Here is a 13,368-nt window from a genome sequence, read left to right on the forward strand (position 1 = left end):
CTCCTGAAACGTAACCGCGAGCAGACCGGAACGCCTGACATGACTGCTTACATCTTGCAGCGTCTGATCCAGAGTGTCCTGGTTCTGCTCGCGGTTTCCATCGTAGTCTTCCTCGCCGTCTACGGCATCGGGGATCCGATCGAACTTCTGGTTCCTCCGCAGGTCAGCGCCGCGGAACGCATGGCGATGGTCCGCCGCCTCGGTCTCGATCTGCCCATCTGGCAACAATATCTGTCCTTCCTCGGCAATGCTCTGAAGGGCGATCTCGGCCGCTCCTTCGTGCACGGCATTCCCGCGGTCGACCTGATCGTGGGCAGGCTCCCGGCCACCTTCGAGCTGGTGCTTCTGGCGATGAGCGGGGCCGCCGCCATCGGCGTGCCGCTCGGCCTTCTGGCCGGCCTCAACCCCGAGAGCCGCCCGAGCCGCGCGATCATGGCCGGGACGATTCTCGGTTTCTCCCTTCCGAGCTTCTGGAAGGGCATGATGCTCATCCTGCTCTTCAGCGTCTTTCTCGGATGGCTGCCGACAGCCGGACGCGGTGAGACGGTTTCCGTTCTCGGCGTCCCGACAAGCCTGCTGACGCTCGACGGCCTCAAGCATCTCGCCCTGCCGGCGCTCAATCTCGCCGTTCCGAACATGGCCCTGATGATCCGCCTCGTTGCGGCCGGAACGACGGAAGCGACGACACAGGATTACGTGAAATATGCTCGCGCCAAGGGCGTGCGCCGGAAGCGTATCGTCGGACGCCACATCCTGCGCAACATCCTGATCCCCGTCGTCACGGTGGCGGGCATGGAATTCGGCAGCCTCGTCGCCTTCTCGACGATCACCGAGACCGTGTTCGCCTGGCCGGGCATGGGCAAGCTCCTGATCGACAGCATCTATCATCTCGACCGTCCCGTAGTCGTCGCCTACGTGATGCTCGCGACCTTGCTGTTCGTGGCCGTGAATTTCCTGGTCGACGTTCTCTACGCGGCGCTCGATCCCCGCGTGAAGCTGACCGGAGAAATGGCATGAAGCCGCTGAATTCTGCGGCCGCCGCCGTGCCCGACGACGCCAACACGCCAACGCGCCGAAAAGTGCTGCGCCGGATCGGCAATCGTCCCACCACGCGCGGCGCGGTGATCCTCCTCGGCCTCCTCCTGCTCGTGGCCCTGCTCGCCCCCTTCATCGCGCCGCAGAACCCGTACGACCTCGCCACCTTAAGCGTGATGGACAACCGCCTGGAGCCCGGCTCGCAGGGCATGAGCGGCATCACCTATTGGCTCGGCACCGACGCTCAGGGCCGCGACATGCTGAGCGCGATCCTCTACGGCCTTCGTACCAGCCTGCTCGTGGGCCTGACATCGACCGCGGGCGCCCTCGCCATCGGCATCCTTGCGGGCCTTGTCGCTGCGCAATTCGGCGGTGCCGTCGACGCGGCGATCATGCGCGTCGTCGACTTCATGCTCGGCTTTCCGTCGATCCTGATCGCCCTCGTCCTGCTCGCGTCGATCGGGCGGGGCGTCGATAAGGTGATTCTCGCGATCATCCTGGTGCAATGGGCGCAATATGCCCGGCTGATGCGTGCGGCCGCCCTGGTGGAGCGGCGCAAGGAATATATCGAGGCCGCCGTCAATTTCGGCCTCCCGACGCGCCACATCATGCTGGCACACCTGCTGCCGAACTCCGTCGGTGCGGTGCTCGTGGTCACCACCATCAACATCGCGAGTGCGATCACGCTGGAAGCCACCCTCTCCTTCCTTGGCGTCGGCGTTCCCGTGACCCAACCTTCGCTCGGCCTGCTGATTGCCAACGGCTTCGAGTTCCTGCTGTCGGGAGAATACTGGATCGCGGCCTTTCCCGGCATCGCGCTCGTGCTCTTGATCATGTCGCTCAACCTCGTGGGCGAACGCCTCCGCCGCAGCTTCAACGTGAGGGGCTCATGACATCGCCGCTGCTGGACGTCCGCGGGCTCAAGACCGTGTTTCATGACCTCGCGGGAGCCTGGCCCGCCGTCAATGGGGTCGATCTCTCCGTGCAGGCGGGAGAGATCGTGGGCCTCGTCGGCGAATCCGGCTCGGGCAAGTCCGTGACCGGCTTCTCGCTGGTCCAGCTCATCGATCCGCCCGGCGAGATCGTGACCGGCGATGTGCTGTTCAAGGGTGAGGACTTGCGGCAGGCCTCCGAGGAGCGTCTGCGCAGCCTGCGGGGCGACCGCATCGCGATGATCTTCCAGGACCCGCTGATGACGCTCAATCCGGTCCTCACCATCGGCGAGCAGATGTGCGAGGCCATCCTGGAGCATCGCGCCTGCAGCCGTGAAGAGGCGATGGCGGAGGCCTCGCGTGCCCTGTCGCGGGTGGGCATCCCCTCGCCCGATGCGCGGCTGGGGCAGTATCCGCACGAGTTCTCGGGCGGAATGCGCCAGCGGGTCGCGATCGCGACAGCTTTGCTGAACGAGCCCGACCTGATCATCGCCGACGAGCCGACAACGGCGCTCGACGTGACGATCCAAAGTCAGATCCTGTTCGAGGTGCAGAAACTCAGCCGCGAGACGGGCACCGCCGTCCTCTGGATCACCCACGATCTCGCCGTCGTCGCGGAACTCGCCGACCGCGTTGCCGTCATGTATGCCGGGCAGATCGTGGAGACCGGAACCGTCGATGACGTTCTGGATCGGCCCTGCCATCCCTACACGCTTGGATTGCTCGGCTCGTCCGCCGCGACCGTTGCTCCGGGCGAGCGCCTGAAGCAGATCGACGGAGCCGCACCCAGCATCGATGCGCGTCCGAGCGGCTGCCCCTTCCGCCCGCGATGCGGGCGTGCCCTTCCTCTCTGCGCGGAGCTAAACCCCTCGTCGCAGACTCTGGCGAACGGGCACAGTTACCGCTGCCACAACCCCGTACCCGAGGGCAGCGCCCCATGAACGCCCCCTTCTTCGAGCTGCGAGATGTGAAGAAGCACTTTCGCGGCAAGCAGACATTCGCGCAGCGCCTCCTTGCCGCAACCGGCAACGCTCCGCCGCCGCCGGTCCTGAAAGCGGTCGATGGCGTGGATCTCAGCGTGACGCGCGGCGAGGTGCTGGGCCTCGTCGGCGAGTCCGGCTGCGGCAAGTCCACGCTTGCACGGATCGCGACGGGTATTTCCAAGCCCAGTGCGGGCGACGTCGCCTTCGAGGGCAGATCCGCCGCGAAGCTCCGGGGAAAGGAGCGCCTGAACTATCTGCTCAAGGTCCAGATGGTTTTTCAGGACCCTTACGCGTCGCTCGATCCACGTATGCAGGTCCACAAGATCGTCGGCGAAGCTCTGCGGGTTCATCGCCTTTTGCCGAAAAGCGAGATCGACGCAGCGGTGGACAAGGCCCTGACCGAGGTCGGGCTCGATCTCGCCTATCGCACTCGCTATCCGCACCAGTTCTCCGGCGGACAGCGACAGCGCATCGGCATTGCCCGTGCACTCGCGGTGAAGCCGGACTTCCTGGTCTGCGATGAGCCGGTCTCGGCCCTCGATGTCTCGATCCAGGCTCAGGTGATCAACCTGTTCATGGATGTCCGTGAGAAACACGGACTGACCTATCTCTTCGTCAGCCACGATCTGGGTGTCGTCCGGCATATCAGCGACAGGGTCGCGATCATGTATCTCGGACGCATCGTCGAGATCGGCGCGGCTTCCGCTGTTTTCGCCGAGCCGGCCCATCCCTACAGCGCCGCGCTCATCGCCGCGAGCCCGTCGACGGCGCGGCGCAGACGCACGTTCCAGCCGCTCAAGGGCGAACTGCCCTCACCTCTCGCACCGCCCAGCGGCTGCCCATTCCATCCCCGCTGCGAGCACGCCATGGCGAAATGCCGTGAGGTCCGCCCGGCCCTGCGGGAGATCGCCCCCGGCCGCAGTGCCGCCTGTCATTTACACCATTCGGACACTCCATGACCACGACCACGCTCACCCCCGAGATCGGCCGCAGCACGCTTCCTTTCGTCGATCCGTTTCATCCCGACCGGCCGCTGAACGTGAACGTCTACCGCCCGGCGGATCACGGACCTGATGATCCGGTGGTCATCGTCCAGCACGGCATGCTGCGCAATGGTGACGAATACAGGGACTTCTGGATTCCGGCCGCGGAGAAGCACCGCCTCCTGATCGCTGCGCCGACCTTTTCCAATGAGCATTTTCCCAATGCGGAATCCTATAACAACGGATTGATCGTCGAAGGCGATGGAAGCGTCCAGCCCGTAGAGAAGTGGCTCTATGCCGTCCCGGCCCGCGTTCTTGCGGCCTTGCGGAACGGCGGCGTGACGCGCCGCACGAAGGCTCACCTGTTCGGCCATTCCGCCGGCGGGCAATTCGCCCACCGCCTGCTGGCCACCCAGAGCCATGACCCTTTCGAGGCTGTGGCTGCAGCGAATCCGGGCTGGTATACCCTGCCGACCCTGCAGCGCAGCTTCCCCGAGGGTCTCGGCCGGCTCGGCCTCGATGATTCCGCCATCGCACGCTGGTTCGCCTATCCCATGCATATCTTCGCGGGAGATCAGGACACCAGCACGGACGATCCCAACCTGCCCGCCCAAGCCGAGGCCCTGGGTCAGGGGCCGCATCGCTATGCGCGCGCGCATTTCGTCTACGACTTCGCCCGCCGGGAAGCCGAGCGTCTTGGCCTGCCGTTCAACTGGACGCTGATCCGCATCGCGGGCGTGGGCCATGACGGCGCGGCCATGTCGCGTGCCGCCGCCGCCTATTGGTTCGAGGGACGCATTCCAGCCGCCGACGAACTGGTGTCCGCGGAAGCAGGCGCCCTTTAGAAGCTGTTCGAGCGCCCTCGCCCAGCCGAATTCGGAGCAAGATCATGAACGTTCGAAATGAAATCTGGCAGCATGTGGACGCCGCCAAGGACCGCCTCATCACCTTGAGCGACAGGGTCTGGGGAATGCCCGAGGTCTGCTACACCGAAGTGCGCTCCTCGGCCGAGCACGCCGCCGAGTTGCGGCATCAGGGCTTTCGCGTCACGGAAGGCGTCGCAGGCATTCCCACCGCCGTCATCGCCGAAGCAGGCGAAGGCGGGCCCGTGATCGCCTTCCTGGGCGAGTACGATGCTCTCCCGGGCTTGAGCCAGGAATCCGGTGTCGCCGAGCATAAGCCTATCGAGTCCGGCGGGCATGGACACGGATGCGGCCATAACCTTCTGGGATCCGGCGCAATGCTGGCGGCGGTCGCCCTGAAGACCTGGCTTGCCGAAAAGGGCATTCCGGGCCGCGTCCGGTATTACGGCTGCCCCGCGGAGGAGGGCGGCGCGGCCAAGGCCTTTATGGTGCGTGCGGGCGCTTTCGACGATGCCGATATCGCAATTTCCTGGCATCCCTACAGCTTCTGGGAAGTCGCGCCGGCCTTGTCGCTCGCCAATACCCGCGCTGATTTCGCCTTTACGGGACGAGCAGCCCACGCCGCCGCAGCTCCCCATCTGGGCCGCAGTGCGCTCGACGCGGTGGAGCTCATGAATGTGGGCGTGAACTACATGCGCGAGCACATGCCCTCCGACGCGCGCGTGCATTATGCCCTTCTCGACACGGGCGGCATCGCCCCCAACGTGGTGCAGGCCTATGCCCGCGTGCGCTATTCCATACGCGCCATGGATCTTGGCGGCATGCTCGATCTGGTCGAGCGCGTGCACAAGATCGCGCAGGGTGCTGCGCTCATGACGGAGACAAGTGTCGAGATGCGGATCGTCAGTGCCGTGTCGAACACCCTCGGCAATACGCCCTTGGAGCACGCACTGCACAATGCGATGGAAGAACTCGGACCTCCTCCCTTCGACGACACGGACCGTGATTTCGCGAGGAAGATCCGCGCAACGCTGTCCGAGCAGGAGATTGCCTCCGTCTACCGGGCCATCGGCCAGCCGAAATCCGACGCGCCTCTCGCCGACTTCCTGGTGCCTCTCGCCTCGCCGCGCAAGCCGATGGTCGGCTCGACCGATATCGGCGACGTGAGCTGGGTGGTGCCGACTGTGCAGGCCCACGCTCCGACAGTGGCGATCGGCACGCCGTTTCACACATGGCAGGTTGTCGCCCAGGGCAAGATGCCGGCCGCACACAAGGCGATGGTGCATGTCGCCAAAGCCATGGCTGCAACCGGCATGGCCGCGATGACCGATCCGTCCCTGATCGCGGCGGCCAAGGCCGATCTCGCAGAGAGAACCCGTGAGACACCCTATGTGAGCCCGCTGCGCGAAGGCGTCGAGCCGCCCTTGGACATGTCACGAAACTAATACCACGTCCTGGTGAGAGCGACTCGTCGCAGCGTCAAAGCGCCTGAGATGTGATTCAACATGGCAAGCGAGGAGGTTTGCCATGTCCATTCCCGTCGCCCTCCGGCCCGATTACGATGCCGTTCGTCTGCGCCAACTTGCCCGCCGGAGCAAGGATGCCCCGCAGACCCGCCGCTTGCTGGCCCTGGCGGTGATCTACGAGGGCGGCTTGCGCACCCAAGCGGCCGAGATCGGCGGGGTCAGCCTGCAGACGGTGCGTGACTGGGTCCTGCGCTTCAATGCCCATGGGCCCGATGGGCTTCTGGACGGGAAGGCGCCGGGACAGCCTTCGATCCTGAGCGACGCGCATCGGCAGCGCCTGAGCGAGATGATCGAGAGCGGCCCGATCCCAGCCGTCCACGGGGTAGTGCGCTGGCGCCTGGCCGACCTGATGCAGTGGCTCTGGGAGGAGTACCGGATCCGGATCTCGAAGCAGACGCTCAGCCGTGAGCTGCGGTCTCTGAGCTTCCGTAAGCTGTCGGCTCGCCCGCGTCATCACGCCAGGAGCGACGCGGCCGTGGCTGCTTTTAAAAAGACTTCCCCACGCGTCTGGAGGAGATCGCGACCAACGAGGCCGGCGGCCGGCCCATAGAGATCTGGTTTGCCGATGAGGCCCGCATCGGCCAGAAGAACAAGATCACCCGGCGCTGGGCCAAGCGCGGCACCCGTCCCTCCGCCCCACGCGATCTGCGGACTGCGTCTGCTTACATCTTTGGGGCGATCTGCCCGGCCCAAGGCAAAGCCGCCGGCCTGGTCTTGCCCCGCTGCACGACCGAGGCGATGTCCCTGCATCTGGCCGAGATCTCGCAGGCGGTGGCGCCTGGCGCGCATGCTGTGCTGCTGCTCGACCAAGCTGGATGGCACGTCTCGAGGAAGCTGAAGGTGCCGCCCAACATCACTCTGGTGCCGCTGCCGGCAATGGCGCCTGAGCTGAACCCCGTGGAGAACATCTGGCAGTTCATAAGGGAGAACTGGATCTCCAACCGGATCTTCACGTCCTACACGGACATTCTCGACCACTGCTGTGCGGCTTGGAACAAGCTGATCGATCAGCCTTGGACCATCATGTCGATCGGCTTGCGCGAGTGGGCGCACCAATGATGATCAGCGGGAATTGGTATAAGGGGACTGTTTGGTGGCAGAGCGTTGTCGGGATCAGGGGGGTGCGCGATTGAGGAGTAAGCTTAGCGCTTTGACGGCTTGCGCCGCCGAGCCGCGGTTGGCCGATCCCGGAACGCGAAGCCGCCCGATCCAGATGCTTTGCCACGAGCCCTCCAAGTCGTCGCTCATGCCCAGGAGGTCTCGCATCCAGACAGCTAATTGGCTCGCCGCCATTGTCCTCGTCGCGACAGCGACTCATTGGCTTAGGTGAGTCCCCTACCTTACGCATCGTGCGGAAAAGTGGGCCCGGTTTTCACGAACGTGGCCCTCCGGGTCCGCGAAAACGATGCGCTCTCTAAGAAGTGAGCATCGGATCGATCCGATGCTTGTCTTATGGTTTTTCCGTCCTGATCGAGCAAGATGGGGACACCGCCAGCGGGTCGCGAACTCGCTGGCGGTGAGAGGGGACGGGTCGTTCCGATGCAGACCGATACGGATCGGGCGCGCCCGTCTGCGCCAGGCGCTGTACATGCCAGCCCTGGTGGCGGCCCGCTTCAACCCGGACCTGAAAGCCAAATACCAAGCCCTGATCGCGGCCGGAAAGCCCGCCAAAGTCGCTCTCACGGCCATCATGCGAAAGCTCATCGTCCTGGCCAATGCGCTCTTGCGAGATCAGCGAAAATGGGCCCCAAAAACCGCTTGATCAACACGGATACTCTAGCAGACAAGATTTTCGAAGCGGCAACCGAAAGCCGCCAAACCTAAAATACAGAACTTTTATTGAAATATTGATTTGACCTCATGTTGCTATTGCCTTCAGATAGTTTATAATTGTATTATAAATAACCTCATCTCTAAATATCAAATGGATCAACTAAGAGATTTAGCCTTTGTAAAATTTGAAACTTGTGCCTTTATGCCGCCCTATAAAACTGTATCTGCTAAAGCGAGGCAATCTCAACAGGGCGCTTAATTTCGCCTCTTTGCGGCTTACCTCCTCCAAAGCCGTTGCATTCTTAGCTTCTCTTACCAGTTGAGTCCCCTAGTTCTGTAATTCCCGTTGCCGCATTTTTCAGACAGCGCACCTGATCTACTTCGCCGAAAATTTTTTTAGTAGAACATGACAGCTGATTATTTTGAGGCCTTTGCGGCGACGCTCGTCACGCCGCGGAATAGTGTGCTTCCGGCACTCAACAATGCACCGAAACCACCTGTGGCGCCAAACACGCCGGTGATGATCGGAATGAGCGTCGCAAGGGTCCCGATCTGCGTCGGCTCAGATCCTGTGCCAAAAGGTGTTCCGACAATTCCCAGGGCTTGCAGAATTGCCGTTATCCCGAGGCCGGCAGCACTGAGTTGCACGCTGGGTCGCGAGGTGGCGGGTTGTGCTGGTTCCCTCGGCTGATCCGCGACTGCGTCGGGCATTGTCGAGTGTACTCTTGGCCAAGGCTGTCCTGTTAGATTCTGATACAGCAACGGCAACAGCGTCGTCATTGTGTCGACCGTCTGCGATTTGGATGACTGAGCGTGCGGGGTTTCCAGCGCCTGCAATGCCAGCGGTGCGGTTGGCTTCCCAGCCAGCAGCACGCTCACGAGCTCAGTCGTGTCAAGTCGCTTGCCCGTCAATGCTGACTGCAGCAGGAGGGGCAATAAGAGACCTATTTGGCCCATGCTTTGCCCCGGCTTAGCAGCATCTTGGAACATCGATCTTTCCTTTGAAAGCATCGCGAGGACAAGCATCTGCAAGAGATCGATCCCTTCGGCTTCGCGCGGCGAGGATCCGATGCTATGGCTGGAAGGTTCGTGGCTGATCCGCTTGCGCACTTCAGTCCAGGCATGTCCAGAAAGCGTAGCGGCCCCCGAAGTTGCAGGCGTTTCGTCGATTAGTGACACGCCTAGCGCCGCCGCCGTTTCAGGCCCAACGGCGCCATCAACGACTAAACCTTGAGCTACCTGGAAACGCGCTACGGCCGCCTGCGTGTTGGGTCCGAATTCACCATCGATCGGACCTGGGTCGAAGCCTTTCGACTCTAGGGTTCTCTGGATCTCCGCGATGATCTCTCTCTTCATGTTTGGGACATCCGGTGCGTAATGGAATGCAGGCGCGGAAACTCTCATCGCAGGGGCAGACCCGTAGGCGATCTCGGGGACCAGGATACCACAGTGCCACTCGCGGCCATGAACCGTGTCGGCGATGACACCGTATCGCTCGCCCTTTGCCTCGACGGTGCCACCCTTTCCGTCGCACAGGGCAAGGTGGCCCATCCTGCCCGGCGCAGGCGGATAGCGAAGCAGGATGCCGCCGACTGTCGCAGCCGCCTCTTCGACAGACACGCGGATACCGCGCAGCTCGGCATCTCTCTTCCAGGCTCCTGTGTAAGCTTCCGCTTGGGATGGTGCTAGCTCGTTGTCGACGCAGCCATAGAGGACACCTGCCTCCTGGAACACCAGCCAGGACATAAACTCCGCGCAGTCCCAAGGACCATCCCAATTGGGATTGTCTTTGGGCACTCGAACATTGCGGTAATCTTCGCCAATGTGCCGTTGCGCTCGCCTCAGCAATCCCGCTCCGGTCGCCGTTCCCGGCGGAACGTAGATCTGAGAATCAGCTATTACTCCACTCAGATATCCATCAGCACTTCCGACCTTGAACATGCGGTGCGCTTGGCGCCACTGATCTTCAGTGAGGTTGTTGCCACGGCCCGACTCGCGCCCCGCAATCGCCTTCAGTAGCGCAATCGCCTGCTCCGGATCATCCAACATTTGCTTCGTCAAAATAGCATTCGAATCATAACCCGGGACGCCGAATCCATTCTCACCTGTCCATTTCTTTCCAACCGCACCAATCGTCATCCCTGTATACTTTCGAAACAGCAGATCAAAATTGGCAGCAGCTCCATTCACCGGTGAAGGAAATCGCGCGATCTTGTGCCCGCCTCCAATGAGGCCATATCCGGTTTGGCCGAACCGCGCGGCGTCTGCGCTCGGATATTGAGCCCCAGGATTGTTGTAGCGGAAGGACGCCGGCTCCGTTCCTTCGGCGTCGTCTCGATGTTTTGCCGTTGAGACGTCCGTCGACATTCCGATCCCGGAGAATATCTGCCGCTCCGGCTCGCGGGATCCACGGCTCAAATTCGTCATTGCAGCACCGCCGATCTCTATGAGGCTTCTGGTTGTGCGACTCCGATGACTATAGGCGCCTTATCCGAACGCGACGTACTCTGCTCTTTCCCAGCGCCCACACTACCATTTGACGCCCGAGCAAGGATTTTCCGTCGCGACTTTTCTGGTAAGTTGAGATGCTTCAAAGCGTGATCCAGAAGTTCGAGCCAACCCTCATGCCTACCCGCTGGGAACATGCCGAATGCATCGTTGCCTTCGAGAAAACCCTTGGTCGCGTGGAAGCCGAGCGCCCGATACACTTCGAACTGTTCCTCACTGAAGAACTGGTCCGCCGTCGTCTCGTGCGGGAAGGCCTCGTTGCGCCTCTTGTAGTCGCAGATGAGATCGCTCTCGTCACCTGACATGGACGATTTGACGTAGATGAGGACTCCCCGCTCGCCGTACCCGTAATCGATCCTGCCCACAGCCACGTGCGGCCCCTGATGCCCGTCAGGCAGAAGCGGCTTTCGCCATCCTTCTTTGGAAATGGCCAGTGCCGACCTGTGCACGGCCTCCCACGGTAGGTCGATGCGGGTGCCGAGGTCGATGCGCGCATATCGTTGCACTCGGACGAACGATTCGAAATGCATGCCGGGGTCGGCTTCCGCATCCACCGCGATGATCAGGCTGCACCGCCGCTTGAGCAGCTCGTAAATTCCGAGGTTGTCGAAGTGCCCGCCGTCAGTGAGGTAGACGTTGAGCCTCTCCTCATTCATAGCTCCAAACGTCTCCATAGCGTAGTAAATCGGGCCAACGCTCGCAAGGTACGAGTTCCACCCGGTCCATGTCTTGGCGTACCGAGGGTTCGGGATCCAGTAGCCGAGTCTAACGTTCAGTGCGGCGAGGCTGAAGGTGAGTGGCTTGATTGTCTGGGCCCCCATATTCGCGGAGGCCGCCGCGCCGGAGGCGGCCATGGCAGTACCGAGGTTGATGCCGCGATCGATGCGCTCCATTGTGAGGGTTTTGGCATAACCGGTTGCCTCACTCCCGATATACAGCGGGCTCAAGACGAACGAGTCCGCATTCCGTCCTCGTCGGTTGAGGTAATCGGATCCCTCCAGGTTGACCGCCGTGTTGACCAGAAGGTATGGCGAGAAGCGGACATCCTCCTCCCAGTGGATGCCGTCGACCTTCAACTTCTTGTTTCTCCGCCATTTTTTCCTCTTCTTCAGGGAAGAGAACGTGAACCTGTCGACATCGATCTCCGGCTTCTCCTTCTTCCTATTCTCTGTGATGGCGGCCTTGCCCGCACCCTCTTTGCCTTGTGCCTTCTCGACGTGCTTGCCAACCGCGGCGCAATCGTGATCGTCTAGAGGATCGGGCGCGTCCGCGTCCCACCTTTCCTGTGCCTGCTTCCTCAGCTTGTCCAGTCGCCAGAGGAACGCGCGACTCAAACGATCGCGGTAATAGCCATTGAGCGATCCGGCGTTCGGCTTCACGAAGAGGGACAGGAACAGGAGGACCAGCCCGACGGCGGAATAGAGACGTGCGAAGCTGTGCTTGACCGGGAACCACCCTGATAGCTGCGTCAGCCAATCGGGCACCCCCGGATGATATGGCCTCGGACCCGTCATGTTGGCGCGGACCCCCCAATAGCAGAGGAGAATGTAGACGCACCAGAGCAGAAACGGGACGACCGCCGCGGCGAGGTAGAGTGCGGCCTGGCTAGTCCATCGCTTGAACGATCCCTTCCACGATTTGTCCCCGAGGGTCGTTCGCACGATCGTGGTCAGTTTCCCGGCGGATGCACCGAGGGCAATCGCGACCGGCAGGAGTGCCGCCCAGACCTTGGGAAGCAGCTCCCCAAGCCAGTGGGTCAGGTCCTTGTCGACGAGGCGGGCAATCACGAAGGCCTGCGCCTCGGCGAAGGCGATCACCAGCGCGACCATGAAAGCCCTTGCAAGCCATTTGGCCCACTTCTCCCTGAAGGTCAGCGTCTGTCGGTTGGCCTTGCGATGCGACGAGTAGAGCGCGAAGATCATCTGCGCCAGCAGGAAGAGGCCGAAGGTGATCAGGGTCAGGCCGAACAGCTCCAGTCCACCGGCGCCCTGGTTGAGTTCCTCGATGTCCGGATTGAGATAGATGGTGAAAGCAGCGAGCAGGAGCAGGACGCCAAGGAAGACCATGGCGTTGACTAGCAGGCCCCTCGACACTGCGATGAAGCCGAGGAGGTAGTCTCGCAGGCCCTGAGGCGCTAGGAAGTTCGAGTAGTCCCGGATGTGCTGGACCTCGATCGTCTCCTCCTGATCGAGCTTGCTTGCGAAGGGGAAGCGTCCCTGGGCCTGCATTAGTCCGCTGACGAGGGATGTTCCCGTGTACCCCCCACCAGAGACGGTCGACAGGTAATCAATCTGGTCGAGTACCTGGGGCTCGTGGTTCTCCCTCAACGCATCGATGGCCTGGAGGACGCCGAGGCAGAAGGATGCTGATCTGATGCCGCCGCCGGAGAGGGCCAGCCCCGTGAGGTTATGGCCCTGACTTGGGCGAGGTACCCTGCGGCAGCGCTCGTCCCGCCCGGCATCGGTCTCGTCAGGGATCTTGGCGGTACGCTCCATGATTTGGACCTTGATCTCCCTTCTCCGATCGTCGGTCAGAGGCGGGAGCCCCTCCAAGGTGGCGCCCCGGTCCGTCGCGAGCCGCCCCTCAGCCACGGCGAACCGCCGGGCGTTGATGACCTTGGCCTCCTTCGTGAAGACCTCGTAGAAGGAATAGTATTCGGTGGTCTCATCCGGCGGCATGGCTGCGCCTCCGCATCAAGCGCAACAATACTGTCGTCGGAGGCCTTCCGACAATAACTCGAAGCGGTAGTATCTCCGCCATCCATT

9 protein-coding genes and 1 pseudogene are annotated in these 13,368 nt (G+C 62.2%); 8 read left to right on the forward strand and 2 right to left on the reverse strand.

Features of this window, described 5'->3' with window-relative positions; all coding sequences use genetic code 11:
- Window positions 1–39 precede the first annotated feature (39 nt).
- The 8 genes and pseudogenes from RE429_RS21910 to RE429_RS21945 form a co-directional block, all read left to right on the forward strand.
- A complete protein-coding gene (locus tag RE429_RS21910; protein WP_414475448.1) occupies window positions 40–1,017 on the forward strand; it encodes an ABC transporter permease in 978 nt (325 codons plus the stop codon).
- A complete protein-coding gene (locus tag RE429_RS21915; RefSeq protein ID WP_414475449.1) occupies window positions 1,014–1,928 on the forward strand; it encodes an ABC transporter permease in 915 nt (304 codons plus the stop codon). Before RE429_RS21910 ends, RE429_RS21915 begins: the two co-directional genes overlap by 4 nt.
- Window positions 1,925–2,908 (forward strand): ABC transporter ATP-binding protein, encoded by a 984-nt coding sequence (locus RE429_RS21920; protein ID WP_414475450.1) that lies wholly within the window; start codon window positions 1,925–1,927, stop codon window positions 2,906–2,908. The genes RE429_RS21915 and RE429_RS21920 overlap by 4 nt, the downstream gene beginning before the upstream one ends.
- The gene (locus RE429_RS21925) at window positions 2,905–3,909 is read left to right on the forward strand and encodes an ABC transporter ATP-binding protein (protein ID WP_414475451.1); all 1,005 of its coding nucleotides are present in this window, start codon (window positions 2,905–2,907) and stop codon (window positions 3,907–3,909) included. Before RE429_RS21920 ends, RE429_RS21925 begins: the two co-directional genes overlap by 4 nt.
- Window positions 3,906–4,778, forward strand: a complete 873-nt coding sequence (locus tag RE429_RS21930) for an alpha/beta hydrolase (RefSeq protein WP_414475452.1) — start codon at window positions 3,906–3,908, stop codon at window positions 4,776–4,778. Before RE429_RS21925 ends, RE429_RS21930 begins: the two co-directional genes overlap by 4 nt.
- A gap of 44 nt (window positions 4,779–4,822) precedes the next feature.
- The gene (locus RE429_RS21935; protein WP_414475453.1) at window positions 4,823–6,241 is read left to right on the forward strand and encodes a M20 family metallopeptidase; all 1,419 of its coding nucleotides are present in this window, start codon (window positions 4,823–4,825) and stop codon (window positions 6,239–6,241) included.
- An 82-nt stretch (window positions 6,242–6,323) separates the two neighbouring features.
- Window positions 6,324–7,381 (forward strand): IS630 family transposase gene (locus RE429_RS21940; protein ID WP_414474987.1). Its coding sequence is split into 2 segments (ribosomal slippage): window positions 6,324–6,857 and window positions 6,860–7,381, totalling 1,056 coding nucleotides; the frame shifts between segments, so codons are not numbered across the junction.
- 499 nt (window positions 7,382–7,880) lie between these two features.
- Window positions 7,881–8,084 (forward strand): annotated as a pseudogene (locus RE429_RS21945) (transposase); the annotation flags it as partial.
- Between the two features lie 428 nt (window positions 8,085–8,512).
- Here RE429_RS21945 and RE429_RS21950 read toward each other — a convergent pair.
- Window positions 8,513–10,522, reverse strand: coding sequence for a peptidoglycan-binding domain-containing protein (locus RE429_RS21950; RefSeq protein WP_414475454.1), 2,010 nt, complete (start codon window positions 10,520–10,522; stop codon window positions 8,513–8,515).
- A 17-nt stretch (window positions 10,523–10,539) separates the two neighbouring features.
- Complete coding sequence (locus tag RE429_RS21955; protein WP_414475455.1) at window positions 10,540–13,281, reverse strand: patatin-like phospholipase family protein; 2,742 nt, start codon at window positions 13,279–13,281, stop codon at window positions 10,540–10,542.
- Window positions 13,282–13,368 lie beyond the last annotated feature (87 nt).

This window comes from Microvirga sp. M2, assembly GCF_047497095.1.
GTDB lineage: Bacteria > Pseudomonadota > Alphaproteobacteria > Rhizobiales > Beijerinckiaceae > Microvirga.

Bases quoted from the DNA above. Each gene is read 5' to 3' on its own strand.
- RE429_RS21910 (WP_414475448.1), top strand. From the start codon at position 40: ATGACTGCTTACATCTTGCAGCGTCTGATCCAGAGTGTCCTGGTTCTG.
- RE429_RS21915 (WP_414475449.1), top strand. From the start codon at position 1,014: ATGAAGCCGCTGAATTCTGCGGCCGCCGCCGTGCCCGACGACGCCAAC.
- RE429_RS21920 (WP_414475450.1), top strand. From the start codon at position 1,925: ATGACATCGCCGCTGCTGGACGTCCGCGGGCTCAAGACCGTGTTTCAT.
- RE429_RS21925 (WP_414475451.1), top strand. From the start codon at position 2,905: ATGAACGCCCCCTTCTTCGAGCTGCGAGATGTGAAGAAGCACTTTCGC.
- RE429_RS21930 (WP_414475452.1), top strand. From the start codon at position 3,906: ATGACCACGACCACGCTCACCCCCGAGATCGGCCGCAGCACGCTTCCT.
- RE429_RS21935 (WP_414475453.1), top strand. From the start codon at position 4,823: ATGAACGTTCGAAATGAAATCTGGCAGCATGTGGACGCCGCCAAGGAC.
- RE429_RS21950 (WP_414475454.1), bottom strand. From the start codon at position 10,522: ATGACGAATTTGAGCCGTGGATCCCGCGAGCCGGAGCGGCAGATATTC.
- RE429_RS21955 (WP_414475455.1), bottom strand. From the start codon at position 13,281: ATGCCGCCGGATGAGACCACCGAATACTATTCCTTCTACGAGGTCTTC.